General features: G+C 33.0%; 33 protein-coding genes and 1 riboswitch. Of the genes, 8 read left to right on the forward strand and 25 right to left on the reverse strand.

Annotation, left to right across the window (positions count from 1 at the left end; translation table 11 throughout):
- Positions 1 to 22: 22 nt before the first annotated feature.
- A complete protein-coding gene (locus AOB58_RS08055) occupies positions 23 to 511 on the forward strand; it encodes a P-loop nucleotide/nucleoside kinase family protein (RefSeq protein WP_002455578.1) in 489 nt (162 codons plus the stop codon).
- A gap of 28 nt (positions 512 to 539) precedes the next feature.
- Here the strand turns inward: AOB58_RS08055 and AOB58_RS08060 are convergent, their stop codons facing one another.
- The 19 genes from AOB58_RS08060 to AOB58_RS08145 form a co-directional block, all read right to left on the reverse strand.
- Entirely contained in the window at positions 540 to 950 is a 411-nt protein-coding gene (locus AOB58_RS08060) for a YolD-like family protein (protein ID WP_064783224.1), read from the reverse strand.
- Between the two features lie 9 nt (positions 951 to 959).
- A complete protein-coding gene (locus AOB58_RS08065; RefSeq protein WP_064783226.1) occupies positions 960 to 1,151 on the reverse strand; it encodes a hypothetical protein in 192 nt (63 codons plus the stop codon).
- 88 nt (positions 1,152 to 1,239) lie between these two features.
- A complete protein-coding gene (locus tag AOB58_RS08070) occupies positions 1,240 to 1,575 on the reverse strand; it encodes a hypothetical protein (RefSeq protein ID WP_064783228.1) in 336 nt (111 codons plus the stop codon).
- Entirely contained in the window at positions 1,572 to 1,850 is a 279-nt protein-coding gene (locus AOB58_RS08075) for a hypothetical protein (RefSeq protein ID WP_064783591.1), read from the reverse strand. Before AOB58_RS08075 ends, AOB58_RS08070 begins: the two co-directional genes overlap by 4 nt.
- A gap of 44 nt (positions 1,851 to 1,894) precedes the next feature.
- A complete protein-coding gene (locus AOB58_RS08080; RefSeq protein WP_064783230.1) occupies positions 1,895 to 2,431 on the reverse strand; it encodes a hypothetical protein in 537 nt (178 codons plus the stop codon).
- A gap of 40 nt (positions 2,432 to 2,471) precedes the next feature.
- Complete coding sequence (locus AOB58_RS08085; RefSeq protein WP_064783232.1) at positions 2,472 to 2,945, reverse strand: phage terminase small subunit P27 family; 474 nt, start codon at positions 2,943 to 2,945, stop codon at positions 2,472 to 2,474.
- A 1,133-nt stretch (positions 2,946 to 4,078) separates the two neighbouring features.
- Positions 4,079 to 4,552, reverse strand: coding sequence for a hypothetical protein (locus tag AOB58_RS08090; protein WP_064783233.1), 474 nt, complete (start codon positions 4,550 to 4,552; stop codon positions 4,079 to 4,081).
- A gap of 13 nt (positions 4,553 to 4,565) precedes the next feature.
- Positions 4,566 to 5,183, reverse strand: a complete 618-nt coding sequence (locus tag AOB58_RS08095; protein WP_064783235.1) for a hypothetical protein — start codon at positions 5,181 to 5,183, stop codon at positions 4,566 to 4,568.
- A 12-nt stretch (positions 5,184 to 5,195) separates the two neighbouring features.
- Positions 5,196 to 5,396, reverse strand: coding sequence for a hypothetical protein (locus AOB58_RS08100; protein WP_064783237.1), 201 nt, complete (start codon positions 5,394 to 5,396; stop codon positions 5,196 to 5,198).
- Positions 5,397 to 5,487: 91 nt separating this feature from the next.
- Entirely contained in the window at positions 5,488 to 5,901 is a 414-nt protein-coding gene (locus tag AOB58_RS08105) for a hypothetical protein (RefSeq protein WP_082920400.1), read from the reverse strand.
- Positions 5,898 to 6,182 (reverse strand): hypothetical protein, encoded by a 285-nt coding sequence (locus tag AOB58_RS08110; RefSeq protein WP_064783239.1) that lies wholly within the window; start codon positions 6,180 to 6,182, stop codon positions 5,898 to 5,900. The genes AOB58_RS08105 and AOB58_RS08110 overlap by 4 nt, the downstream gene beginning before the upstream one ends.
- Positions 6,169 to 6,972, reverse strand: coding sequence for a bifunctional DNA primase/polymerase (locus AOB58_RS08115; protein WP_064783241.1), 804 nt, complete (start codon positions 6,970 to 6,972; stop codon positions 6,169 to 6,171). Before AOB58_RS08115 ends, AOB58_RS08110 begins: the two co-directional genes overlap by 14 nt.
- 180 nt (positions 6,973 to 7,152) lie before the next feature.
- Positions 7,153 to 8,766 carry a hypothetical protein gene (locus tag AOB58_RS08120; protein ID WP_064783242.1) on the reverse strand — a complete coding sequence of 538 codons (1,614 nt, stop codon included), beginning with the start codon at positions 8,764 to 8,766 and terminating at the stop codon, positions 7,153 to 7,155.
- 58 nt (positions 8,767 to 8,824) lie between these two features.
- Positions 8,825 to 9,133, reverse strand: coding sequence for a hypothetical protein (locus tag AOB58_RS08125; protein ID WP_064783245.1), 309 nt, complete (start codon positions 9,131 to 9,133; stop codon positions 8,825 to 8,827).
- Between the two features lies 1 nt (position 9,134).
- Positions 9,135 to 9,545 (reverse strand): hypothetical protein, encoded by a 411-nt coding sequence (locus AOB58_RS08130; protein ID WP_064783247.1) that lies wholly within the window; start codon positions 9,543 to 9,545, stop codon positions 9,135 to 9,137.
- A 1-nt stretch (position 9,546) separates the two neighbouring features.
- Positions 9,547 to 9,894, reverse strand: a complete 348-nt coding sequence (locus AOB58_RS08135; RefSeq protein ID WP_237283141.1) for a hypothetical protein — start codon at positions 9,892 to 9,894, stop codon at positions 9,547 to 9,549.
- A 1-nt stretch (position 9,895) separates the two neighbouring features.
- Positions 9,896 to 10,039, reverse strand: a complete 144-nt coding sequence (locus AOB58_RS13655; RefSeq protein ID WP_167708146.1) for a hypothetical protein — start codon at positions 10,037 to 10,039, stop codon at positions 9,896 to 9,898.
- A gap of 30 nt (positions 10,040 to 10,069) precedes the next feature.
- Entirely contained in the window at positions 10,070 to 10,330 is a 261-nt protein-coding gene (locus AOB58_RS08140) for a hypothetical protein (RefSeq protein WP_002512000.1), read from the reverse strand.
- On the reverse strand, positions 10,331 to 10,540 hold the full coding sequence (locus tag AOB58_RS08145) for a helix-turn-helix domain-containing protein (protein WP_064783249.1): 210 nt from the start codon (positions 10,538 to 10,540) through the stop codon (positions 10,331 to 10,333). It abuts the gene before it with no gap.
- A gap of 189 nt (positions 10,541 to 10,729) precedes the next feature.
- On the opposite strand from AOB58_RS08145, the gene AOB58_RS08150 reads away from it, so the two are divergent.
- Both AOB58_RS08150 and AOB58_RS08155 read left to right on the forward strand, forming a co-directional pair.
- A complete protein-coding gene (locus AOB58_RS08150) occupies positions 10,730 to 11,356 on the forward strand; it encodes a helix-turn-helix domain-containing protein (RefSeq protein ID WP_064783251.1) in 627 nt (208 codons plus the stop codon).
- A gap of 84 nt (positions 11,357 to 11,440) precedes the next feature.
- Positions 11,441 to 12,577, forward strand: coding sequence for a site-specific integrase (locus AOB58_RS08155; protein WP_064783253.1), 1,137 nt, complete (start codon positions 11,441 to 11,443; stop codon positions 12,575 to 12,577).
- 93 nt (positions 12,578 to 12,670) lie between these two features.
- On the opposite strand, the gene guaA is transcribed toward AOB58_RS08155, so the two are convergent.
- The 4 genes from guaA to xpt are packed head-to-tail and all read right to left on the reverse strand — an operon-like array spanning position 12,671 to position 17,582.
- Positions 12,671 to 14,212 carry a glutamine-hydrolyzing GMP synthase gene (gene guaA / locus AOB58_RS08160; protein WP_021339649.1) on the reverse strand — a complete coding sequence of 514 codons (1,542 nt, stop codon included), beginning with the start codon at positions 14,210 to 14,212 and terminating at the stop codon, positions 12,671 to 12,673.
- Positions 14,213 to 14,233: 21 nt separating this feature from the next.
- Positions 14,234 to 15,700: an IMP dehydrogenase gene (guaB, locus tag AOB58_RS08165; RefSeq protein WP_002506046.1), complete on the reverse strand. Its 1,467-nt coding sequence runs from the start codon at positions 15,698 to 15,700 to the stop codon at positions 14,234 to 14,236.
- A gap of 35 nt (positions 15,701 to 15,735) precedes the next feature.
- Positions 15,736 to 17,004: a xanthine permease PbuX gene (pbuX, locus tag AOB58_RS08170; RefSeq protein ID WP_002506047.1), complete on the reverse strand. Its 1,269-nt coding sequence runs from the start codon at positions 17,002 to 17,004 to the stop codon at positions 15,736 to 15,738.
- Positions 17,001 to 17,582, reverse strand: a complete 582-nt coding sequence (xpt, locus tag AOB58_RS08175; RefSeq protein WP_002506048.1) for a xanthine phosphoribosyltransferase — start codon at positions 17,580 to 17,582, stop codon at positions 17,001 to 17,003. Before xpt ends, pbuX begins: the two co-directional genes overlap by 4 nt.
- A 248-nt stretch (positions 17,583 to 17,830) precedes the next feature.
- Positions 17,831 to 17,933: riboswitch (purine riboswitch) on the reverse strand.
- A 227-nt stretch (positions 17,934 to 18,160) separates the two neighbouring features.
- Between xpt and AOB58_RS08180 the strand changes: the two genes are divergently transcribed.
- The 4 genes from AOB58_RS08180 to AOB58_RS08195 all read left to right on the forward strand — a co-directional run bounded on the left by AOB58_RS08180 (position 18,161) and on the right by AOB58_RS08195 (position 22,322).
- Positions 18,161 to 18,574 (forward strand): general stress protein, encoded by a 414-nt coding sequence (locus tag AOB58_RS08180; RefSeq protein ID WP_002506050.1) that lies wholly within the window; start codon positions 18,161 to 18,163, stop codon positions 18,572 to 18,574.
- Positions 18,575 to 18,820: 246 nt separating this feature from the next.
- Positions 18,821 to 19,483: a hypothetical protein gene (locus AOB58_RS08185; protein ID WP_021339647.1), complete on the forward strand. Its 663-nt coding sequence runs from the start codon at positions 18,821 to 18,823 to the stop codon at positions 19,481 to 19,483.
- A gap of 125 nt (positions 19,484 to 19,608) precedes the next feature.
- On the forward strand, positions 19,609 to 20,664 hold the full coding sequence (locus AOB58_RS08190) for a hypothetical protein (protein ID WP_021339646.1): 1,056 nt from the start codon (positions 19,609 to 19,611) through the stop codon (positions 20,662 to 20,664).
- Between the two features lie 278 nt (positions 20,665 to 20,942).
- A complete protein-coding gene (locus AOB58_RS08195; RefSeq protein WP_002511994.1) occupies positions 20,943 to 22,322 on the forward strand; it encodes an L-cystine transporter in 1,380 nt (459 codons plus the stop codon).
- Between the two features lie 120 nt (positions 22,323 to 22,442).
- On the opposite strand, the gene AOB58_RS08200 is transcribed toward AOB58_RS08195, so the two are convergent.
- A complete protein-coding gene (locus AOB58_RS08200; RefSeq protein WP_031266072.1) occupies positions 22,443 to 23,018 on the reverse strand; it encodes a hypothetical protein in 576 nt (191 codons plus the stop codon).
- Positions 23,019 to 23,093: 75 nt separating this feature from the next.
- Complete coding sequence (nfsA, locus tag AOB58_RS08205; protein ID WP_021339643.1) at positions 23,094 to 23,849, reverse strand: oxygen-insensitive NADPH nitroreductase; 756 nt, start codon at positions 23,847 to 23,849, stop codon at positions 23,094 to 23,096.
- Positions 23,850 to 24,015: 166 nt separating this feature from the next.
- On the opposite strand from nfsA, the gene AOB58_RS08210 reads away from it, so the two are divergent.
- A complete protein-coding gene (locus AOB58_RS08210; RefSeq protein ID WP_021339642.1) occupies positions 24,016 to 24,795 on the forward strand; it encodes a 2-keto-4-pentenoate hydratase in 780 nt (259 codons plus the stop codon).
- Positions 24,796 to 24,950 lie beyond the last annotated feature (155 nt).

The raw sequence follows: 24,950 nt of genomic DNA on the forward strand, positions 1-24,950 counted from the left end.
AAAAAATCGGAGGTACATAAATTTGAATAATTTAGGAACTTTATATTTTTTCTCAGGAAAAATGGGAGCAGGAAAATCAACTAGATCTAAAGAGATAGCACAAACTGAAAATGCAGTTTTATTGTCTGAAGATGAATGGTTAGAAAAATTATATCCAAATCAAATAAATGATTTTGATGATTACTTAAGTTACTCAAAGTTAATAAAACCATTATTGAAAGAGCACATCCAGCGAATTTTAAAAGTCGGTAGTAATGTAGTATTAGATTTTCCAGGTAACACTAAAACTCAAAGAAAATGGCTATTAAGTGTAGCTTCAGAAATTAATGCAAATCATCAATTAATTTTTCTCAATATAAGTGATGATAAATGTTTGAAACAAATTAATATAAGACGTAGTGAAGAACCAGAAAGAGAACAATTCGATACTAAAGAAACTTTCGAATATGTTTCTAGTTTCTTCGAACCCCCTGAATTTTCAGAAGGTTTAAATATTATAGAAATCAAATAGTTAACCCCATCTTTTCATTTAGGTGGGCTTATTTTATCTCCACAATATCTTTTAAATTCAATACACTCATTCCAGTATCTTCATACATGTGCAGTGTTTTAGTATACACATCTACTTTATGAATGTAACCTACTTTCGTTTTAATATATCCATTTTCGAAGTAACGCAATTCAATAGATGGGTCGTTGTACATTTTGAAAATTAATGTGTTATTTAATTCATTCAACTGATCGTCGTCTAATATCGGTTTTTCAATTTTATTTTGGTCTTGTATGTATTGTTCTAGTTGCTCGTATTGCTCAGGCAGCGTCTTAAAGGCTTGCCACTTAATGATGCCTCTACCTTCTGGTATACGTGGATTAAGATACTCTCTAGGTATATTACGGTAATCAGTTTCGTATTTGTATTCATCTGGTACATCTGGATTGATTGGTTTCATATAATCACCTCAAAAAAATGGAATCGTTTTACTAGCTTTTATAATATCTTTTGTAAAGAAAAATTGCTTGCCTTCACCAGTATAAGCTGGGTTTAAAACCATATTCGCTTTAGCATTATATAACCACTCTGGATTAATACCAGAATTTAATATTTCTTGAAATTCTTGAAAGTTTTTATTCCAATCTAAATTTGGAATCATATAATCACCTCATGAATATAATAGAACACTTGTTCGCATATGTAAATAAAAAAATAGGGCAAGCACATAAGTGCCTACCCCTAGTTTTTCATTCCAACTTATCCAACAATCTATTCAACATTTGCTTAGCTCTTGCCTCTTTAACACCAAATATATTTCCAGCCTTTTCAAAACTAACACCATTACAAATTAATAAAAACAAATTATGTTCTTTTTCAGTCGCTACTCTTTCAATAACAGCTTCTAGTTCATTATAGAATATCACATCTTCAATGTTGCTATTATCTATCTCATGAGTTTCTACTTGATTGTTAACATTAAAAAAGTCATCAATCCCAACATCTTCATCACATGTATAGCTATTATCTTGTATCTTGTGGTAGTTTAATATGAACTCTTTTACAGTTGCTTTGTCATACCTCATACATATTCTACTGCCTTTGCTACACGCTTTAATATAACCTCTCTAGCATGTCTTAAAGTGTATTCTGTGATACCTATAACACTTGCTATCACTTCATCTGTATACTTCTTATCTTTCCACCATGTGAGTTTAATAATCTGTTGCACTTTAACTTCACTATCGTTATATACTTCTGTAATCCCCTTTACAATTGATTCTAGGTTCATATACTTTAATTCGTTCACATCACCAGGTTTATTCTTATAAGTATCAACCATACTATGATAATTGCGCATGTATTTTTCTAATATTGGATAATCTACTTTATCTAATCCTCTAATCACACAACCAACTCCTCACGCTCTTTATTTAAGCTTTCTTTCACTTCTACTACAAAGTTTTGATATATAACTTCATTCTCTTTTTCACGCTGTTCATTGCGTTCTATACGTTTATTGTGATGTATCTTATATAAATCTTCCTGTAACTTATCAATTGTCTTATAAGGCTTGTTACTCCCATTAGATTTGAAATATCTCATCACTTCTTTTTGTTCCTTAGGTGTATAGTTACTGATAAGTTTCTTCAATAAATTGAGTTTCTTGGTACTATTAATTTTAAAACGATTCAATTCATCTTTTTGATCAGTTATCCATATAACTAATTTATCTAATGGATATGAAACTGTAATAACACCAGCGATTTCATCACACACTGTATGGGATGTATTAAGATGATACATTGCATTGATTTGTTCCTGTATTGCTCGAATCTTACTATTAATGAATTGTGGATTGTAATTAGTTAGCAACTCATATTCAGTAATTTTCATTTCTTCTTTATACCACAAAACTGATTTACAACGTTTTAATATCATAGTAGCCCTCCTAGACACTTATAATGAAACAAATTTATTTTTAATCGTCATCATCCATACCGAATATGTCAAAAACTGATTTTCCAGTCACTTTTTCTTTTGAAGGATCTAATATTTTCAATCTTGATTCCACAGTAAGTCCCAACTTAGGCGCAATACTATTTAATTGTGATAGTGAATCTCTTTTAATAGCGTGATTCTGATTAAGTTTCGTGCCACGTTCCGTTTCTATAATTGCACTTTCATTTTTCATTCGTATAGTTGCATTGATATAGTCCGAATACGCTGTGCAATATGCTGATACAAGTGCTAAATCTAAACTAGCTATTGGTAATTCTTCTAGTAACGGGAATATCCTGTGCCATTCCTTTGTGGCTGTATCATCTAACCATTCAGGTGGCTCTGGTTGTAATTTAGTAAGTTGTTTCAATGCTTCTTCTGTAGCTTGCTTAGTTTCCTGTGCTTCTGTAGTTAATCTACTCTTTTGCTGTGACAATAATTTTCTTTGAGCCATTCAATTTCCCCTTTTCTAAATGATTTTCTCACTATGTAAAGCTACTTTTCTTTACACATTTTCAACTTTCATTTTCAACATTCTAGCGAGATTACCTGTCGACCGATTTAAAAAAATTAAAAATATAGTGGGCGCCTATAGGATGCCTCCCTTTTTAATTACTCCTCTCCTGTTGCCAATAGCTGTATTAATACTACGTGCATTTATTATTTACAAAGCCTTTAATCACAGTGTTATAACATGCTCTGAAACAGGCTCTAAATGCCTTGTATGAAGTCTTGATATTAAGCATTTTATTGCTCTGTTTATCATGTATATTAATAGCTGCTATAACTGTATTTAGATAAGCTATTACACTCGCTTTATGAGTACTTAACCAATCTATTCACATTGATATCGCTAAACTGTTATGACCTTTGTATTAGTTATCTATTTGCTATAAACCTATTAACACTATTAAGCATTTAACCTATTGAATAAGTATGAAGATACTTATTGTATTGATGTTCATGTTGAATGTTTATTTTTTTATTTTAATAAATTATTTTGAATTTAATTTTAAGTTGAAGAACAAAAACATTTTGTAATCATTTATCTTTTAAGTTTGTTCATCAAAGTTATTTAGTTAATCATTCTTCTTTTGATAATATAAATGAATTCATTATGATCTAATCATTCAATTGATTACATTTACTTATCTCATTATCATTGTTGAACTAATTACTTATTCATCATTCAATATAACTTCAATCATTTTCTATCTTGAATACTTATCTTGTTATAACAACACAACAAGATAGAATCATTCTCTTGCTTTAACAATGTTCTATATCAATCTGTTAATCACACATCAATCACATGTTAGATATGATTACTGAATGTATGATCTATCAAACTGTATATGTCTGTATGAACTCTTAATATTAAAATAGCCACCACCACAAGTACAAGAACAGGACAAGTGATGATGGCGTATAAAGGAAGGGTTTATCTGTATGTTACTTTCAAGAACAAGCGATTAATTGATACCAGAAGAATAGACTGAATGATTTATAAAGCATTCAAGGTAGATTTCTACCTACTTACATTATACTACATAAACCATATTATAACAATACTATTTTATAATTACTTTATTTTGTGTTCACCGATATTAATTCAATCTTATCAATGTTACCAATCGTTGTACCATCCATACCTAATGTACTGGCATAACATTGTACTGATACCGAACGCTTATTCTTTGCTATGTCTACTAATTCTTTTAGCCCTTCACCTTTATCTTTCACCTTATCAACTTGAATACCAAAACCTATAAACTCTTCTTTAATAACAGTAAGTACGCCAATATCTTGACTGTTAGCAACGAATGAACTTTCGCTATTATTTAACACAATGTTTATTCCATCAGTATCTTTAAAGTTTTTAAATACTCTGCTCGTAAGTAAACCATTCTTATAATTCACATTAGATTTAGTTAATCCATCTGATTTAGCAATTCCAACTTTCGAATCTGAATATAATGGTTTTAAAATAATAGTGTTTTTCTTTTCATCAAAACCTAATGCATAATCTTGTTCTAATGGACTTAATACTGTATAACTCATTTAAATTCCCCCTCTACCATTTTTGGTTTCCGTTATTGTATTCTGAATCTGCACGACTGTTTATGTTAAATAGTTTCTCTTTAAAAGTATTCGCTAAAATAGTTGGGTCTGTATCTGTTCTGAATGGATCATCAACTAAACTTGTGCTGCGTTGTAAACTCAATCTCCATTGGTCTGGATTGCTAATTGCACTATTCATATAATTACGTCTTGATGCTCTGCGAATAGCTTCTACCTTATTAGCTGCAATCTTTTCATAGACTTCATATGCATCTTGCAATTTGTTATTGAAATCTTGAATTAATTTACTATTTATCTCTCTTAATTCTTTAACCTCTTTATCATAAGCACTGTTAAAGTCTTTAATATCTTTATCTAACAACTTATGATTATCATCTTCACTTTGGTCATGTAATGCCACAATCTCATTCTCAAGTTTTCCTTGTTCCTTTTTAAGTGATGCAATCATTGCAAAATCTTCTTCATTGCGATAGTGCGACATCTTGAAATCAAACTCTTTAAGTTTGTCAGTTACTTTAATCTTTTCTAAAGCTGCATATTTTTTATTCTCTATCTTTGGTTCAATTACCTTGTTGAATACTTCGATTGATTTTTCATTTACTTTAGCCATTTAAAAAACTCCTTATTGTTTAGTTATAAAATCTTTGTATGTTTTAATTTGCTTACTTTGTTTCATATCGTTAATGCATTGTTTCACTTCTTCAATATCTTCATGCTTAGTTACATATCGCTTGATCACAGTATCTAAATAACTTTCTGATACATTACTTATATCGGTCGGTAATCTTGCAACAATTTGATTAACCACATCTCTATACCACATGTGCGTATCCCCTTTAATAATATAGATATAAACAATCTTTAATATCTTCTAATAATTTGTAGCTATACAATTTCAAATGAATATCTTACTTTTAAAGTTGTTTAATACTACGCTCACTTATCGGATAAAACCAATTGAGATCGTCGGCGCTCTTAGGCTTAAATCCAGCAAGTGCCATGACTTCTTTCATATTCCCATTTGATATATAAAAGCCATAAGACTCACGTTCAAACATATGCTTTAAGTTATAGCTAGAACAATTGTAATTAACTGATTTCATAGGCTCTAACTGTTTACACCACATTAATACTGTTTCAAGTTGCTGCATTGTCATATCGTTAAAATCAATTGCATTAAAACCTAAGTTGTTATCTAACATGTACTGCTGCAATTCATCATCGTTAAAGTTAAATACTTCACGTGGATAATCCATAATCACACGGTGTGTATTATTTTTAGTTACTACTGTTCCATATCTGTTGCCACTGTTGTATAGGTATCTCATTTTCTTCCCCCTCTATTCTTTTTGATATATCCTAAATAATTCTTAGTACGTGCCATTACTAATTCAAAGCCACCATGAGCAATCATTTTATAACTGGTGCGCCTATTACTATTGGGTACATAGCTTTCACGCCATGCCACCCAATTATTATCAATATACTCAACATATACTTGCGACACCTTACTTATTGAACAGAAATACATTTCTTCTGATATCCCAACTATTAAACCTGCCTTATTTGCTTGTTCATCATAATTTATTTCAATATTAGTAGCCTGCACTTCTTACAGTCGCCTCCCAACTTCTCTCATCGAATATATCGCCGTTTTTATTATCCCCAATTAATATACGCAACGGTTCAATGTCGATGTTACATTGCTTCGCATAGCTTGCTGCTTTATATAAATCATCATTTCTATATTCACTTTCACCATTTACAATACGTTGATAGGCTTGCTTACCTAATCCACCTTTACCAGCACCTAAATGGTCAAAATTATAGTCTGATAACACTCGTTTCATAGAATACGGTTCTAATACTTGTTGTGTGTAATTGCCACGTTTAGAAAATATACGATTTTCAAATTCTCCGTTATATTCAGATACATTTATACCATTGTGTTTGTAAGTACCTTTATGTGTTCGACTGTTTCCTAACACAAAATAGTTATTATTATGTGCCTTTATATCTACTGATGGTAAATAATCTATTTTTTGACCGTATTCAATACCGACACGTTTTTTGAATACTATGTGCTTGCCACCACTAGGTGTAGTTTGTACCAAAGTATTTTGAGCATTTGCTACAATCTCATCATTGTAAGGAATCATCTTTAAACTCTCGAATCCGTTTTTACCTTTAGCGTGATCTACATCAATATCGATGCACCACACGCCACGTGTGAGAACACCTAACACATTTGTTTGATTGTATATATTAGAGTGATATTCAATGAAATCATCAGTAATATCTATATCAGCAAATGAAACACTTGGCTTTTTGTACTCATTTAAAGGTATAACTTGAATATTCTTTTTTAATAAATATTTTGCTACATGATAACCTGTCATTGAATACCTCCTACCTAAGAGTTACGGTAACGCTTGTAACTCTTATTTTCTCTATAGTAGTAAAAGATAATTTCATTTATAAAAAATGCTATAGAAATTAGCGTTACAAGAGTTACCGACTGTTATTACAATGATTTGAGAGTTACTATAAGAGTTACCTAAGAGTTACGGTAACGCTTGTTATTGATTAATTAAATTTAACGCCATATTGAATAATTCTGTATTGCCCACTTCATGGATTCTTGTGTTTACACCGTCTATCTTTTTTTGATTATTAAGACTGATACCAATTTTTTTCATATCATCTTTAGCTTGTTTGTAGCGTAAACTTTTATAATCTTGTTCAATCAACTTTTGTAATGTTTCATCGCCAGCAAATATGAAATTTTGCCTAGATAATGCTTTCAATAAAGAAACTTGTGTTTCAGTCAATTCATCTTCGCTAAAATAGTTTTTAAGTGTTACATCACTAAAATTAAACTCTCGACCAATTTCTTTCAGATACTCTAAACTCACAATCAAAAATGAAACTGCAGCTACTACTGATTTTTTACCATTAGGTTGCACGAAATCCCAATATGGTTTGAATATTTGATAACGTTCTTCATCTGTTTCATTGAGTGGTCTATCTTTGAGTGAAATTTTAATTGTTCTTGTAGTGTTCGCTGTAATTTCCCCTGTGTCTACATTTTCATTAGTATCAAGAATTAAAACTGCTCTATTTGTAAATTTAAAACTATTTCTTTGAATGCCACGCCCAGAAATTGTTTCTCCAGTAGCAATTTTCCGTAATATACGCATCATCACTTTTGTAATTTCACCAGTTTCATTGGCATGTGCAATATCGGCACCGTAAAAATTCATCCATTCGTTAGATGCTTCAAAGCCTGAAGACAATAAACTATCAAAGTTAACTTTATTAACCTGTAACAGTGCATCAAATGTAGTCATTAGTAAACCTTTGCCCGACCTACCGAAATCCTTCATCAAAAACCATTTCTCAGCTTGTATGAGTTTCATCTTGCGATACATTGTATAAGCGTGCATTAACATTAAATTATTTTTACTCTTATCATTTTCTGTTACTAAATCATAAAATTTCTTAGGTGTTTCTAAATTAATATCAGATTCATTTACATCATATTTTTTGACGTATAATTCGTCTAAATTAAGTGTTTTTTTCTTAAACTCTAAATTCCTACAATCATATATCCAGTCATTACCTGCAATCGTATACGGAAGAATATTGTATCCGTGTTCAATATTTAAATGTTCTCGATACATTTCAAGCATGACGTCTAAAAAATCGTTTATCTGATGCTTATTATCGACTGGATAATTTAATGCAAAATTAGTTTCATCTATCACTTCATAGGTATTACTTTTCACTATTAAAAATGAATCTAGTTCATCTGAATAAATCACTTTACCTGATATTAGATCTGCAATAAATCTTGCATAATTGTTAAATGCATCTGCTTTAAAACTTGCCTTCTTTTCTTCTTCACCGTTATCATTTTCTATAATTTTAGTGTTTACAATCCCATAAATAACTCCAATTTCTTTTGGAATTATGATATAATCTAAAGTAAGATTACTAATGTAATCACCTATATCGTTCTTTTCACGATGATATAAATTTCCTTTATTATTAAAGATTTGTTTATCACCAGAGATAGAAGCGAAATTGATTCGCTTACTGATCTCCTTGATTTTGGATAAACTTGTTGTATTGATATAATCTAAATTTGAATGAAATTCAAAATGTTTTTTATATAGTGTTGTTTCGTCCATACAACCATCCTTTCATTTATGTTATATTCTTGTTAGGTATTTAACTAAATATCTGTGTTTAGGCGTTATCATTCTGCTTGCCGGCTTGTGATAATGCCTTTTTTTCTTGCTTAATATTCATTTGGATATCATCGTGCATATGCTCAATATCTGTTCTAATAGCTTGTAAAGTCGATGAGATAATGTAATTTTGTTTAATGTTATTATTAACAGCTTGATGATAAACAGGTTGATTCGTTTTTATTGCATGTTCTCTTTCATCTTCTAATTCTGATGATTCCATACCGATGTAGTCGAGAACGCTCTGAATCTTATTTCTCAAATCTGCAAATTCCACTGACTCGTTAACTTTTTCTGTGTATAACATGTTATTTACTCTCCTTATAAAAATTAATGTAATTTGGTCTATTTCTCTCGATCACTTTGATTAACTTTTCAATTTCTAGCTTAGCAAGATAGAGATTGTTTAAGTCGTCTTCTCGTGAGAAGTAACTAATTTCATTTGCTATATCATAATTTTTAACTCGCATTTTCTTTAAGATGTTTGTTGCATATACTGACATTTGAGCCATCGTTTCAAAGTCTTGAATCATATCTAAAATATCTAATTCACCAATGTATTTATCGTTTACGCCTTGATGTTTCATGTATTCTTGAATTAGTTCCATCTCATGTACTTCTCTATCATCTTTACTTAAATTTCTATTATTGATACGCTCGCTTATTAGCATTAGTGTAATCTCTCTGCCATATTTGCTTTTAAATTCTTTAATTTTCATATTAATTTTCCTCCATCATTTCTTCATCATCTAGGTATACGTCATACTCATCGTCGAATTCACCATGAAATTCATTTTTACTAACAAAAATTCTAGATTCATCTTCAACAGTTAGGCCATATAGCAATTCAGCGAGACATTCTTCATAACCTAATTGTTTTAACGCTTCAACACGACGGATTCCGTCAATAATATATAAGCCATCTTGTCTTACACTGACTGTGATGTAACCTATAGCAAGTCTGTTGAAATTTTCCACAATACCATCAGCATTTAGATTATTTGTGGAACGATAACTATAATCTACTTTCAAATCATTAATTTTTACTGTTTCAAATTTTTTATTCATTTTATACTTCCTCCAAATTTGTAAATTTAATTCCAACTGCTGATGCGACAATATATAATGCAAATGCTACGAACATATCAGTTAGTACAGCTAAAAATACTGTGATTATTGATAATGTGAGCATGTAGATCAAGTAGGTTTTCATAATTTTTCTTCCTCTCACGCATGCGGGCGTTTATTGTTTTAATGTTTCTAATACTTCATCAATATCTTTACGATCGTAATACCATGATTTTCCTTGTCTGCGTTTACGAAGTCCTGCAATTTCCCAATTAGTAATATCTGCATGTGTACATCGGTACTCTTTCATCACTTCATTTTGTCTTAGCCAACGTTTCTGTGACTGCCTAGCCTTTTCTATAGCTAATTTCTCTGCAAGACTTATAATGTCACTCACAAGTTGTTGACTAGCTTCGTTACTTAGTAATTGGTTCACTTAATTCACCACGCTTTCTTTGATACCAAAAAATTCATTTGGCGTTACTTCAAAATACTCACATAACTTCATTACTGTTTTAGTATCTGGATTCTTAGTTGTTTCCTTATATAACCCATACAAAGTAGTTTTTGCTATGCCTGTGTCCTTATAAACGTCAGAAACTTTAAGTTTTTTCATAGCTAGCAAAATTCTAAAGTTATTTTTCAATATATCCACCTCCTACAAGTCTGTTATATTTTTTTGATATCGCTAACTATTTACAGAGTACAACGAATTGATACATATGTCAATACTCAATAATTAAACTCAATACTCAATAATATTTTAGCGATGTTTGTTATTTTGTGGTATTGTATGTTTATATTGAAAAAATCAAATAGGAAAAGAGGTTCAAATATGATTCAAAGTAAGTTATCCGTGTTAATGGCTGAAAGAGGACTTAAAATATCAGATTTATATGAAGAAACTGGAATTTCAAAAACTACGCTAATGGCTTTAGCTGAAAATTCAGGTAAAGGAGTGCAGTTCGACACTATTGATAAGCTTTGTAATTATCTAGATATTACCCCTTGTGAATTCTTTGATTATGCACCGTATATGATAAATATAGATGATGCTGATTTTAGTAGTGGGTCAGAAGAGTTTAATAATATATCTATCACTTTAAAAAAACAGTTCTACAAACGTACCTTTTATATTTCAATTTATGTTTTCGATGCTACAGAAAAATTCATAATTTTACCTACTGATGATAAAAATATAGATTTTTATGTAAGAGTAGATTTGGAAGGGTCTGACTCTTATAACAATGAAGACTTTTATTCCTTTTTGTCGGACTTATCTGTAAATTTTAAAACTAATTTAATCAATGAAATTTTGAATAGGTCAATTGACAAGCTGTATCAAAACATAGGAAAAGAATTATCAAATGAAAAGGGCTATTTAAGTAAAAATGATAATATCTTAATTCATTTATTCAGTGATACAAAATTTGATATGCTTAAAAAAATAACTTTAAAATAATTAATCACACCATGAGGTAACCACTCCTTATTGGTGTGTCAATCCAATCTCACGCATGCGGGCAAAGAGGAAAGGATTGGTTTTATGATTAAGAAATATAAGAAAAAAGACGGTACTAACGCCTATATGTTTGTTGCATATTTAGGCATTGATCCAGTTACTGGAAAACAAAAACGTACTACTAGACGTGGTTTTAAATCTGAAAGAGAAGCAAAAATTGCAGAAGCTAAGTTGCAAACAGAAGTACAACAAAACGGATTTTTGAATAACGAAATTACAACTTTTAAAGAGGTTTACGAGTTGTGGTTAGAACAATATCAAAATACTGTAAGAGAAAGCACGTACCAGCGTGTACTTACATTATTTGATACTGCAATACTAGAACATTTTAAAGATATACCAGTTAAGAAAATTACTATTCCTTACTGTCAAAAGGTTATTAATAAATGGAATAAAAAATATAAGGATATGAAGGCAATTAGAATATATGCGTCTAACGTGCTTGATTATGCTGTGAATTTAAAAATCATTGCCGATAATCCATTTAAGCATACGAAGCAACCACGTAAGAATGAAGTTAAGCAAGATGATACAATCATATATTACTCTAGCGACGAATTACAGACGTTTTTAGGCTTTGTAAAAGATAAACCAATGTATCATGCCATATTTAGAACTTTGGCGTTTACGGGCTTTAGACGTGGTGAATTGATGGCTTTAACTTGGGAAGATGTCGACTTTGACAAGAAAACTATATCTATCAATAAAACATGTGCTAGAGGTAAAGACTACAAGCTGGTTATTCAAGCACCTAAAACTAAATCATCATTAAGAACAATCAGTATTGATGATAAAACGTTAGATGTATTAAAGTATTGGAAAACGCAACAACGTATTGAGTCGTTGAAATTCGGTCACAATACGATGGATGAGAAGCAGCATGTATTTACTGATGTTACTACTAATAAAATTTTATATCCTGAACATGTTAATAAAGCGTTAAGTGATATTTGTAACGACAACAACTTTAAACGCATTAAGGTACATGGTTTTCGTCATGTTCATTGTTCGCTTTTATTTGAAGCTGGTCTAACTATACAAGAAGTACAAGATAGGTTAGGTCATGGCGATATTAAAACCACAATGGATATATACGCACATGTTACTGAAAAACAACGTGATAAAGTTGCCGATAAATTCGCTAACTATATCAATTTTTAGACCGAACGTATTCAAAACGTATTCAAGGCAAATTAAAAAGAGCTAGAAAGTGCATTATAGCAACGTTTCTAACTCTTTTTATATGCTTATATATTATTCCCACTCGATTGTGCTTGGTGGCTTAGATGTAATGTCATAGACGACGCGGTTAACGTGGTCTACTTCGTTTACAATACGACTTGAAATCTTTTGTAAGACTTCCCAGTCAATGCGTGCGAAGTCACTTGTCATGCCATCAATAGAAGTTACAGCACGAATACCTACTGTGTGATCATACGTGCGGTAGTCTCCCATAACACCTACAGATTGGATGCCTGGTAATACCGTGAAGTATTGCCAAATCTCACGTTCAAGACCTTCTTCACGTACAACTTGTCTTAAAATCGCATCAGACTCACGTACAATTTCTAGTTTATCTTCTGTGATTTCTCCAAGTACACGAATACCAAGTCCAGGACCTGGGAATGGTTGTCTCCATACTAAATGTTCTGGAATTCCTAATTCGATACCTAATTCCCGTACTTCGTCTTTAAACAATGTATTGATTGGTTCGATTAATTGGAATTCCATATCTTCTGGTAATCCACCAACGTTATGGTGTGATTTAATTGTTTGTGCAGTTTTCGTACCTGATTCAATAACATCCGTATACAATGTACCTTGAGCTAGGAAGTCTACGCCTTCTAGCTTAGACGATTCGTCATCAAATACATAGATAAATTCATTACCAATGATTTTACGTTTTTGTTCTGGGTCAGATACACCTTTTAGTTTACTCATGAAACGTTCTTGTGCGTCCACACGAATAATGTTCATATTGAAACCTTCACCAAATTGTTCCATTACCATGTCGCCTTCACCTTTACGTAAAAGACCATGGTCTACGAAGATACATGTTAATTGGTCACCGATTGCTTTGTGTAGTAATACTGAAACTACTGATGAATCTACCCCACCGCTCATTGCAGAAAGGACTTTACGATCGCCAACGAGGTTGCGGATTTTTTCAATTTCAATATCGATAAAGTTTTCCATTGACCATTGGCCTGTACAATCACAGACGCGACGTACAAAGTTACGTAATAAATCATTACCGAATTCTGTATGACGTACTTCTGGGTGGAATTGTACGCCATAGATACGGCGCTCTTTATCTTCGATAGCTGCATAGCTTGTACTTGGGCTATCTGCAATAACTTCAAAACCTTCAGGAATTTCAATTACTTTGTCCGAATGACTCATCCAAACATTTTGTTCTTCTGGTAAACCAAAGAATAATTCATCAGTTTTAGCATTAATAACTGCTTTACCATATTCGCGTTCATTAGCGCGCTCAACTTTTCCACCTAATAATTTAGTTGTAAGTTGCATACCATAGCAAATACCTAAAATAGGAATACCTAAATTATATATTTCTGGATCAATTGTAAATGAATCTTCTTCGTAAACTGAATTTGGTCCACCAGAAAGGATAATACCTTTAGGGTTCAAACTTTTAATTTCATCTATACTCATTTCATGATCGTGTAATTCACTGTACACTCCCATTTCACGAATACGACGCGTAATTAATTGGTTGTATTGGCTACCAAAGTCTAAAACAAGTATGAGCTCTTGCTCTTTCGCCATTTCCATAACTTTTAAATCTCCTTTGACTTAGAATGAATAATTTGGTGATTCTTTTGTAATTTGAACATCATGTGGGTGACTTTCTGCTAGTCCAGCAGGCCCCATACGTGTAAACTGTGCTTCTTCTCTTAGTGCTTCTAAGTTTCTTGAACCAGTATAACCCATACCAGATCTTACGCCGCCCATAAGTTGATAAATTGTATCTTGTAATGAACCTTTATAAGCAATACGGCCTTCAATACCTTCTGGAACGAATTTCTTAGGTGTTTTGTCCTCTTGGAAATAACGGTCATTGGAACCACTTTCCATAGCACCTAATGAACCCATACCTCTGTATACTTTATATTGTCTACCTTGGAATACTTCTGTTGCGCCAGGACTTTCTTCAGTACCAGCGAGTAAGCTTCCTAACATTACCGCATGTCCACCAGCAGCTAATGCTTTGATGATGTCACCAGAGAATTTAATACCGCCATCAGCAATAATTGATTTGCCTTGTCTACGTGCTTCTGTAGCACAATCATAGATAGCTGTAATTTGAGGTACACCAACACCTGCTACAACACGTGTTGTACAAATTGAACCTGGGCCAATACCTACTTTAACTACATCTGCACCTGCATCATATAACGCTTTTGTACCTGCAGTAGTAGCTACATTACCAGCGATTAATGTTACTTGTGGGAATTGCTCTTTAATATGCGCAACTTGGTCTAACACGCCTTTAGAATGGCCATGTGCTGTGTCGATTACTAACGCATCTACGCCAGCTTCAACTAATTTTTTAGCACGGATGTCTGTGTCTTTAGCGATACCAATTGCCGCACCAACTAATAATCTACCGTGTGCATCTTTAGCTGAATATGGGAATTCAAGTACTTTTTCAATATCTTTAATTGTGATTAAACCTTCTAAACGTCCTTCTTTTACTAGAGGTAGTTTTTCGATTTTATGTTTTTGTAATAATTTTTCAGCTTCATCTAATGTTGTGCCAACAGGTGCTGTAACTAGTCCATCTTTAGTCATCACATCAGAAATTTTAATTGAAAAATCTTCAATAAAACGTAAATCACGGTTTGTAATAATACCTACAAATTGTCTATCTTCTTTACTATTAACAATTGGTACGCCTGAGATACGATATTTACCCATCAATGCTTCCGCTTCAAAAACACTTTCTTCAGGTGTTAAGAAAAATGGATTTGAAATAACACCATTTTCAGAGCGTTTTACTTTTTGAACTTCGTCTGCTTGATCTTCAATGTTCATGTTTTTATGAATTACGCCAAGTCCGCCTTGTCTCGCCATTGAAATCGCCATTTTCGATTCAGTTACTGTGTCCATACCCGCTGAAATCACAGGAATATTCAATTTAATGCCTTCTGATAATTGAACACTTAAATCTACTTCTTTCGGTAAAACATCTGATTCTGCTGGTAACAACAACACATCGTCAAAAGTTAAAGATTCTTTTTCAAACTTATTTTCCCACATACTGGTATAGCCTCCTATTATTTGTTTTATAGTTATTATTTCATAACTTCCGTATTTTGTTGACTCTTTATTCCATTAAAAAAGAAATTCAAAATAATTGCTGAAATCGCGCCAAGTACAATACCATTTTGAGTTAACCATGCAAACTGCTCACCCAATGCTTCAAATGCTTGAGGTACTGCACTTATACCCGTTCCTAGCCCAACTGATACAGCAATTACTAACAAATTGTTTTGATTCTTAAAATTAATATTACCTAATATACTAACACCATATGCCATAACCATGCCAAACATAGCTATCATGGCACCACCTAATACTGGAAGTGGGATCATATTCGCCAATGCACCTAATTTAGGAATACATCCGCAAATGATCAATAATATCACCATGCCATATATCACATTGTTCTTTTTAGCACCTGATAACGATACTAACCCAACATTTTGCGAATATGCTGTATATGGGAAGGCGTTAAAAATTGACCCTAATATAATCGCAATGCCTTCTGCAGTATAGCCTTTACGGAAATCTTTACGTTCTAGTTTCTTACCTGTAATCTCACTTAATGCATGATACACACCTGTTGATTCTATCAAGCTGACTAATGCAACGATGAAAAATACAAGCGTCGCACCTAAGTCAAAGCTGAAAGTTGAAAACCTAAATGGCTGCGGTAACGCAAACCAATGCGCTGTTCCAACTTGCTTCACATCTACAATACCAAATATCGAAGCTAAAATCGTCCCTGCAACCAATCCTATTAAAATAGCAATAGATTTTAGAAAACCTGATGTAAATCGTTGAACGATCAAAATAATAATTAACGTCGCTGCACCAAGCATAATATTCGTAGCATCACCATAATCTTTTGCGTCTTCTCCACCAGCTAAATAATTCATTGCAACTGGCATAAGGTTAATCCCTATTATCGTAACTACACTACCTGTTACAACAGGTGGGAATAACTTCACTAAATGCGAAAAGAATGGTGCAATAACAACAACTAGGATACCTGATAAAAATAGTGAACCATATAAGTCACCAATACCTTTTGTCTGACCAATCAAAATCATTGGTGCAACTGCAGTGAATGTACACCCCAATACAATAGGTAATCCTGTACCAGTACCTTTCCAAACTTGTAAAAATGTAGCCACACCACACATAAAAATATCTACTGTAACTAAGAATGCAATCTCTTCTGGAGAGAAGTCTAAACTTGTTCCAACAATAATAGGAACTAAGATGGCTCCTGCATACATTGCTAATAAATGTTGTAAACTTAAGAAAAAGGTCTTCATGCTTCGTCCCCTAGAAACGTTACTTTGTTTCCACTTAAAGAAGCAACTTTACATAGTGATGAAACCGTAAGACCCGCTTGTTCTAATCGCTCTCTACCGGGTTGGAAGCTTTTCTCTACTACAATGCCAACACCGACCGTAGTCGCGTGCGCTTTTTCTACAATTTCGTTTAAACCAAGTGATGCATCGCCGTTCGCTAAAAAGTCATCTATAATTAATACGCGATCATGCTCACCTAAAAACTCATTTGAAACAATGACCGTACTTGTCGTGTTTTTTGTGAATGAATGGATATCTGCTTGATATACATCTTTCTTTAATGTACTCGGCACTGCTTTTTTCGCAAATAGACACGGTACATCAAAGTGCATTGCAGCCATGATAGCTGGTGCAATACCTGAAGCCTCTATTGTTAATATCTTAGTAATACCTTCGTCCTTAAACTGCTCATAAAACGTTTGTCCTACATCGTACATTAACCTTGCATCGATTTGATGATTTAAAAATCCGTCCACTTTCAAAATCTTCTCATCAATAACGACACCATCTGCTTCTACTTTCTGTTTCAACAAATCCACTCGAAAACCTCCTCATTTTGTGTACAAAAAAAGTCCTAAACTAACTTAGTTTCAGGATCTATGAGTGAACTTGCAATACGAGAAGAAGCCCTTCTTCAACTTTTAACTAATGTTGCCCAAATTGGTTGTTTCACATTCATTTCCCAAATTACATGTAAAAAGGTTAGATTTGTGACAACAGTAGCGATAAGTGTTCTAAAACGTGTATGTCTTCCTACGATTTAAAACATATGAATTCGAATTACTTATGTATTGTATTGGTTACCCATAGTCATATCGTTAATGGCGACATGGTAGAAACTTCTAAAGCCTTATCCTTTAGATTATATGAGTTAGATAAATTATTAACTGATGATAGCAAATTTTAGCTTTATTTTCAATACTCATATTACAAGTAAGCGCTTTATGACGACCTTTTTATTACTTTTTTCTCGAAAATATAAACGTTTTCTATAGCGAGAAAATGATGTTTGTCAGAGTTGTCTTTCCGTTATATAATAAAGTTGTATTCGTTTTATCTATATGTGAACTGGGTAAATACTTAATAATCATTAAAACAATGGCTGGAGGGATTTTACATGACAGATTTTACAATTGTACAAAATGAAGAAGAATTATTACAAAAAGTTAAAGAAAAAGTTTCTGAAGGATATGATGAATCAGAGTTATCCGTTTTATCTAGAACAAAACTCCATATTGATGAATTACATAATTCCGAAGTGAGTTTAATAGCAACAAGCGGATCATTTAGTGATAAAATCGCTAAGATTATGACTGGTGAAGACGGTGAAGAAGTTGTCTTATCTCACTACGATATTACAGATGATGAAAAAGAACATTATAAAAAGGAAATACTGAACGATAAATACATTATCGTAGCTGCGAGAGATACTTCTTCACATGAAGAAGTAGAAAAAACAAATGCTGCTTATGAAAGTGAATCAGTTGTAGGGCATCATTATGCCGAAGAATCAAATGGGCCAAAATCGTAGAGATACACTTATTACAATAATTTTGAGTCTGAAACATAATTGTATTTTTAATTTAGAAACTGCATAGTAGTTCACTAGATGTTTAGTTATCCTAGTGGGGGCGGGAATACGAAATCAAAATTTGATTTCTGTCCCGCTCTTTTTCTATTACATAATAATTATTAACAAGATTTGAATCATGCGTTAATAAATTACAAATATAACTATTATGTTATAATGAACGCAATAATTTTGGGGGGTGTGTCTATGGAATTTAAAGCCGTAACATCAATTGATGATCCATTGTTCAAATCAGCTTTAAAGATATATGACGAAAAGTTTGATATCGGATTAACAGAGGACGAACAAATATTTAAACAATCGTTAAAAAATGAGCGTACTAAAGATGATTATTTATTTTTAGTAGGCATCGAGTCAGAAAAACCAGTGAGTTTAGCTACTGCTCACTATGAAGCAACGACGAACTCAGCTTTTTTAATATATTTAATAGCCCTTGATCAACCTAACCATGATGAATTAATCAATTTAACACTGAAGCGTATGGAAAAAGAAATTAATAAATTATCTAATCAACTACATGCTCATGATGTTAACTTCATCATGTTGGAAGTGCCAAAAGAACCTGAAGAAGTGTCTGAAGATGAGATAACTATTATGGATAACAGACGTCAGTTTTTATTCGAAAATGGTTTCGAAAGACAATATGATATCGATTATTTAGCACCCAGTCTGAAAAGTTTTTCTGAAGGACGACCTATGGATTTATTTATTAAAGCTAATATCGAATTAACTAAAGATATTTATGGTCCAAGTATTAAATCGAATTATATATTAAAGTATGTATTTGCTAACAGAATATCTAGAAGTGTTATTTATCCTTTACTTACAGAAATGGATTTGCGCAAATGATAGCAGGCACTACTTGAAATCACTGTTAAAACAGTTTAGACTAACATAGAGGTAAGACTGACGTTTCACTAACCGAAGACAAACGTCCGTATACATAAATCACTTATATGAAAGGACTTATTACTATGTTAACTAAAGAATTTGCACTACGTGTAGAGCTAAGTGAAAAACAAGTCCGTAAAATCGTTCAACATTTAGAAGAACGCGGGTACCAACTTAGCAAAACCGAATACCGTGGCCGTGAAGCTACAGATTTCAAAGAAGAGGATATTGAGCTTTTCCAAGAAATTGCCGAAAAAGTTAAACAAACCAATAGTTATGATTTAGCTTTCGAGGAATTAGAAAAAGAAAAAGACTTCCTACAAGTGCTTGTTAAAGACAATGACAGTAATCTACCTACTGATCAAAACGTATCTAAACTTGTGGATGACTTACGCTCTGAAATCCAAAAAATGCGTGACGAACGTCAAATGCTCGGGCAAATGATTAACCAAGTACACCAACAGCAGCATGAATTACATGAAATGCAAAATCAAATCACATCAAAATTAGATGCTAACACTGAATCATTAAAGGCTATCCAAACATCAACGGATGAAATTAAGACAACTCAAAGTGTGATTCAAGATTCTCAAAAAGAACAATCAGAACTTGTGAAATCTAATGTTGAGACAGACAATATCACTGCTTCTACCGGTACAACTGCTAGTAAGGGAGATAAGTTGACTGATAATACTACTGAACAAACTTCAGCTGCTACTACACATCCAGCTAAAGACAGTAAAGTAAGTACTGAAAACACTTCAAACCCAGCTCAAGTTGAAGATAGTGAGATTACGCAAGTTGGTGCTCAACCATCTACTGTAGCTAAACCAACAACTGATGATAGCAAAGTTGCTTCAGCTACTGCTGCTTCAACTTCTTCTACAAGCGAGACAGCTAAAGAAACTGATACAGCGCGTGCTACAGCTTCAACAGAAGAAAAAGATACAACTTCCGTTGATAAAGCTAAAGATGACTCAATCCAAAAAACACCAGACAATGATCATGCTACTGACATAGCATCATCTAGTGAGCAAGAAACAGCTTCAGAGCAAACACACGCTTATGAATCACCACTTGCTAAAGAAGAACCAAAAGATGAACGCAAAGGATTTTTTGCTCGTTTATTCAACCTATAAAGAAACGCTAATTTATTTAAACCATCCCCAACAATCAAGGGATGGTTTTTTTATATAATTATCCAGTATATCAATCTTCTCTCCTCACCCCTTGCTCCACCGATAAAAACGCCTTCATAGCAGTGCCTCAACGCATTTCACTATTGTCAGAATATAAAGTCATTTTTATTTTTAAATTTTCTTGCAAAATAGACTTGAATATTATCAACTTTTCTAATATCCTTAGTATGCTTATCGGAATTAAAAATATTAAATTATGAAAGTGTAGGTCCTGCTTTATGTTATTAACAATTCTTAACATCGTCATTTTTGTGGCCTTCCTCATCGGATTATATGTAATGGCTAAACGACACGTGTCATTTCCAAAACGTGTTTTTAGTGCTTTAGGCGTAGGTATCATTTATGGTATTTTCATTCATCTAATTTATGGTGTGGATTCTACGATTACTAAACAAACAACAGATTGGTTTAGTATTGTCGGTGATGGCTATATCGCATTATTACAAATGATAGTAATGCCCTTAATCTTTATTTCAATCGTTTCAGCTTTCACTAAAATTCAAATTGGAGAAAAATTTGCTAAAATCGGCATTTATATTTTCATGTTCTTAATCGGTACAGTAGCTATCGCAGCTATTGTCGGTATTGTATCTGCCCTAATTTTTGGTTTAGATGCTTCTTCTATCGATTTAGGAAGTGCTGAAAGCTCAAGAGGTAATGAACTTGCAAGTCAGGCTAAAGGCATGACTGCCAATACATTGCCACAGCAAATCTTAGAGTTACTACCAAGTAATCCATTCTTAGATTTCACAGGTCAACGTACAACTTCTACTATTGCAGTTGTTATATTTGCTGCATTTATTGGTTTTGCATTTTTACGTGTAATGCGCAAACAACCTGAAAGCGGAAATATCTTAAAACGTGGTATCGATGCATTGTACAACCTAGTAATGGCCATTGTAACGTTCGTATTACGCTTAACACCTTATGGTATTTTAGCAATTATGACATCAACGATTGCAACAAGTGACTTTGGTGCTATATGGACATTAGGTAAATTTGTGCTCGCATCTTATGCAGCACTTATCGTAATGTATATCATTCACTTAATTATTGTTACAGGATTAGGTTTAAACCCTGTTACTTTCGTTAAGAAAACAGGTGAAGTACTACTATTTGCCTTTACGTCTCGTTCAAGTGCAGGCTCATTACCACTTAACGTACAAACTCAAAAAAATCGTTTAGGTGTACCAGATGGCATCGCTAATTTCTCTGCCTCATTTGGTTTATCTATCGGACAGAATGGTTGTGCGGGTATTTATCCAGCTATGCTAGCTGTCATGGTAGCACCTGCTGCCGGTGTGGAAGTTAACTTACAATTTATATTGGCAGTTATCGGTGTTGTCATTATTAGTTCATTTGGTGTAGCTGGTGTTGGTGGCGGCGCAACGTTTGCTTCAATCATCGTATTGTCTACACTGAACTTACCTGTTGCACTTGCTGGTGTGTTAATTTCTGTAGAGCCATTAATTGATATGGGTCGTACTGCATTGAACGTCAATGACTCTTTACTTGCAGGTACAGGTACAGCTAAACTGACAGACAACTTAGATAAAGACGCATATAATGCAGAAGAATATGGTGAAATTACTGGCTAATCAGCCTTTAACAAGAACAATACTGCTCATTAATTGTTCTAACTATAACTAAAATTAAAAATGTTAAAAACCTTCCCAAACCGTGTCATTTCACGTCGTTTAGGAAGGTTTTTATTTTATCTAGTATTCTGGTTTAAATGGTCCCCAAGTGATTCTTTCTTTACCGTCTAGCGGAATCGCATCAATTTCTTTCGATACATCATCAAACCATTTTAAAAAAGCAGGTTCTTTTTCCAAATATGCCTCAACGCTTTCTTGCGTAACATCATGTAAATACCACGCTTTACTTTCAAATTCATATTGAATTTGAGCATATGCTAACCTAACTTTGTCTACGCTATCGTATAAACAATTCACCTGTTTCACTAAATTCGGTGCTTGAGAAACGATACTACCTGAAATAACCTTTTTATGTGTTTCGTTATCCAAGTCATTCCACATTCTGAGTTGGCCATCCATTTGAAAAAACAAATCGATTGTTGAATCTTTCTCATCAAAGGTTATTAAAATAAATATGCGCTCAGCTGTATGATCTACTGAATTGATTGCAGTGACAAGCACTTTTTGTGCCATTTTCGCCCAATACTTTTGCGCTTCTTCCGGGGTTAGTTTGTTCTCAGATGAATAAATATATTGATTATTTATGTCACGTCCATCAGTCTCATCTGTTTTTTTTCTAAAAAATCTATTAAACATGCTCAACTTAACCAACCCCTTCCTTAATGTAATGAGTTTTTGAAAATGAAACACTTTAGCTATCTTGTTATCCTATTATTTTCTAATAAAACCTGCTCTATTCAATTGATCTAACATATCCAATCTTTGTTTTGCGCTCATAAAATTCGCGATTTGATTAGACCATGTTTCACTACGTTCACCGTTTGTACGCGATTTATAATAATCACTTACGGTTTGATCATATCTTTGTAATTCTTCTTTTTGCTCGTCCTTATCGCTATTATATCTATCACGATGAAAAACATGTTCAAACGGTAAACGTGGTTTCGGGCTACCATCTTCCTCATCTTTAGGTATGCCAAGTGCCATACCGAATAGAGGGAAAGTATGCTCAGGTAGGTCTAATACTTCTTTAACTCGTTCAACATCATTTCTTAATGAGCCTAGATAAACAATTCCATATCCCATATCCTCTGCTGTAGCAGCGATATTTTGTGCTACTAACGTTGCATCTATTGTACCAACGAGCAAGCCTTCCGCAGATTCAAATGATGTCTCCATTTGATGCTTGGAATCTTCATTCACTATTGAGTGTCTATAATAATCCATTACAAAAACAAACAAATAGCCATTTTCTACGACATAAGGCTGTCCAGATACTTCTTTTAAATCTTCTTTTATCTCAGGATCTTCTATACCTATAATGGAATAAGTTTGTAAATAACTAGAAGTCGAAGCGCTTTGCCCTGCCTCAACAAGTTGTTTAATATGCTCTTCTGGAATAGGTTCTTTCTTAAAATTTCTTACTGAATGGTGTTTTTTCAATAAGTTGTACACGTGATCAGACATGCTATCGCTCCTCTTTATGAAATATATCCATATCTTACCAAAAGCATATTTTGATTGCTTATATTATGTTTACCCGTTTTTCACCTTTCTTAAAAGATTTGAAAGTAATTAAGTTTATGGTTAGTATAATAGTAACAATATTCTGAAAAAGGAGTGCTAATATTTCATGACACAAGCCAATACAACTGTCGTAGATGCATTGTTTGAAGCCTTTAAACAGCACGAACCCATAAATTTTGTTAGTCAAACACACAATATCAGTGAACGAGAAGCGTACCAAACACAAGATTTACTTATCGATAAACTTCAAGACGTTGATCAATCCAATATCGTCGGCTATAAAGTAAGTATGACGAGTGCAGCAACACAAAGTATCGCTAATACTGATGAGCCAGCTTATGGCACAATACTTTCCTCTAAAATTGTAGAAAGCAATGGCTCTGTATCACTTTCAAGTCTATTTTCACCTTTAATTGAACCAGAAATTATGTTTATTCTAACGAAAGATTTATCTTCTAATCCAACAAATGAAGAAGTCCTATCTAGCGTTAAAATTGCACCAGGTATTGAAATACCCGATGCACGTTACAAAAATTGGTTCCCTAATTTCACTTTAGGTGATTTACTAGCAGACAACACTGCGACAGGATTAATTGTTGTTGGTGAAACAATTGATCCTTTGTCATATGAAGATTTTGCAAATATCCATATGAAACTATCGTATAACGGCATAGTAGAACATGAAGGTGATTCTACAGAAGTGCTTGGCAACCCAGTTGAGTCTGTTAAATGGCTTGCACAAAAACTCGCAACGCACGATAAAAAATTACACCAAGGTCATATCATTTCTTCAGGTACGTTTATATCCCCTATCCCTGTAGAATTAGGATCTTATAAAGCCGAATATAGCGATGTAGGACAAGTGGATGTCACATTTGTAGACTAGTCCCTCTTTCGCTCACAGCACAGGTTATTTCTGTGCCAAAGAATATAGACAAATCAAATGCTTTTCAGCATTTGATTTGTTTTTTCGTATTTTTCTTTAAAAATGATAGTGCTTAGGTCGACTCCTACGAAAAAGTAAGTAGCCGAAGACCACAG

The sequence above is a fragment of the Staphylococcus sp. AntiMn-1 genome (genome assembly GCF_001663395.1).
Lineage (GTDB): Bacteria > Bacillota > Bacilli > Staphylococcales > Staphylococcaceae > Staphylococcus > Staphylococcus equorum.

Excerpts from the sequence above, each read along its gene's own strand:
- AOB58_RS08060 (WP_064783224.1), bottom strand. The coding sequence starts at position 950 with ATGAAACCAATCAATCCAGATGTACCAGATGAATACAAATACGAAACT.
- AOB58_RS08065 (WP_064783226.1), bottom strand. The coding sequence starts at position 1,151 with ATGATTCCAAATTTAGATTGGAATAAAAACTTTCAAGAATTTCAAGAA.
- AOB58_RS08070 (WP_064783228.1), bottom strand. The coding sequence starts at position 1,575 with ATGAGGTATGACAAAGCAACTGTAAAAGAGTTCATATTAAACTACCAC.
- AOB58_RS08075 (WP_064783591.1), bottom strand. The coding sequence starts at position 1,850 with ATGCGCAATTATCATAGTATGGTTGATACTTATAAGAATAAACCTGGT.
- AOB58_RS08080 (WP_064783230.1), bottom strand. The coding sequence starts at position 2,431 with ATGATATTAAAACGTTGTAAATCAGTTTTGTGGTATAAAGAAGAAATG.
- AOB58_RS08085 (WP_064783232.1), bottom strand. The coding sequence starts at position 2,945 with ATGGCTCAAAGAAAATTATTGTCACAGCAAAAGAGTAGATTAACTACA.
- AOB58_RS08090 (WP_064783233.1), bottom strand. The coding sequence starts at position 4,552 with ATGAGTTATACAGTATTAAGTCCATTAGAACAAGATTATGCATTAGGT.
- AOB58_RS08095 (WP_064783235.1), bottom strand. The coding sequence starts at position 5,183 with ATGGCTAAAGTAAATGAAAAATCAATCGAAGTATTCAACAAGGTAATT.
- AOB58_RS08100 (WP_064783237.1), bottom strand. The coding sequence starts at position 5,396 with ATGTGGTATAGAGATGTGGTTAATCAAATTGTTGCAAGATTACCGACC.
- AOB58_RS08105 (WP_082920400.1), bottom strand. The coding sequence starts at position 5,901 with ATGAGATACCTATACAACAGTGGCAACAGATATGGAACAGTAGTAACT.
- AOB58_RS08115 (WP_064783241.1), bottom strand. The coding sequence starts at position 6,972 with ATGACAGGTTATCATGTAGCAAAATATTTATTAAAAAAGAATATTCAA.
- AOB58_RS08120 (WP_064783242.1), bottom strand. The coding sequence starts at position 8,766 with ATGGACGAAACAACACTATATAAAAAACATTTTGAATTTCATTCAAAT.
- AOB58_RS08125 (WP_064783245.1), bottom strand. The coding sequence starts at position 9,133 with ATGTTATACACAGAAAAAGTTAACGAGTCAGTGGAATTTGCAGATTTG.
- AOB58_RS08130 (WP_064783247.1), bottom strand. The coding sequence starts at position 9,545 with ATGAAAATTAAAGAATTTAAAAGCAAATATGGCAGAGAGATTACACTA.
- AOB58_RS08135 (WP_237283141.1), bottom strand. The coding sequence starts at position 9,894 with ATGAATAAAAAATTTGAAACAGTAAAAATTAATGATTTGAAAGTAGAT.
- AOB58_RS13655 (WP_167708146.1), bottom strand. The coding sequence starts at position 10,039 with ATGAAAACCTACTTGATCTACATGCTCACATTATCAATAATCACAGTA.
- AOB58_RS08150 (WP_064783251.1), top strand. The coding sequence starts at position 10,730 with ATGATTCAAAGTAAGTTATCCGTGTTAATGGCTGAAAGAGGACTTAAA.
- AOB58_RS08155 (WP_064783253.1), top strand. The coding sequence starts at position 11,441 with ATGATTAAGAAATATAAGAAAAAAGACGGTACTAACGCCTATATGTTT.
- guaA (WP_021339649.1), bottom strand. The coding sequence starts at position 14,212 with ATGGAAATGGCGAAAGAGCAAGAGCTCATACTTGTTTTAGACTTTGGT.
- guaB (WP_002506046.1), bottom strand. The coding sequence starts at position 15,700 with ATGTGGGAAAATAAGTTTGAAAAAGAATCTTTAACTTTTGACGATGTG.
- pbuX (WP_002506047.1), bottom strand. The coding sequence starts at position 17,004 with ATGAAGACCTTTTTCTTAAGTTTACAACATTTATTAGCAATGTATGCA.
- AOB58_RS08180 (WP_002506050.1), top strand. The coding sequence starts at position 18,161 with ATGACAGATTTTACAATTGTACAAAATGAAGAAGAATTATTACAAAAA.
- AOB58_RS08185 (WP_021339647.1), top strand. The coding sequence starts at position 18,821 with ATGGAATTTAAAGCCGTAACATCAATTGATGATCCATTGTTCAAATCA.
- AOB58_RS08190 (WP_021339646.1), top strand. The coding sequence starts at position 19,609 with ATGTTAACTAAAGAATTTGCACTACGTGTAGAGCTAAGTGAAAAACAA.
- AOB58_RS08195 (WP_002511994.1), top strand. The coding sequence starts at position 20,943 with ATGTTATTAACAATTCTTAACATCGTCATTTTTGTGGCCTTCCTCATC.
- AOB58_RS08200 (WP_031266072.1), bottom strand. The coding sequence starts at position 23,018 with ATGTTTAATAGATTTTTTAGAAAAAAAACAGATGAGACTGATGGACGT.
- nfsA (WP_021339643.1), bottom strand. The coding sequence starts at position 23,849 with ATGTCTGATCACGTGTACAACTTATTGAAAAAACACCATTCAGTAAGA.
- AOB58_RS08210 (WP_021339642.1), top strand. The coding sequence starts at position 24,016 with ATGACACAAGCCAATACAACTGTCGTAGATGCATTGTTTGAAGCCTTT.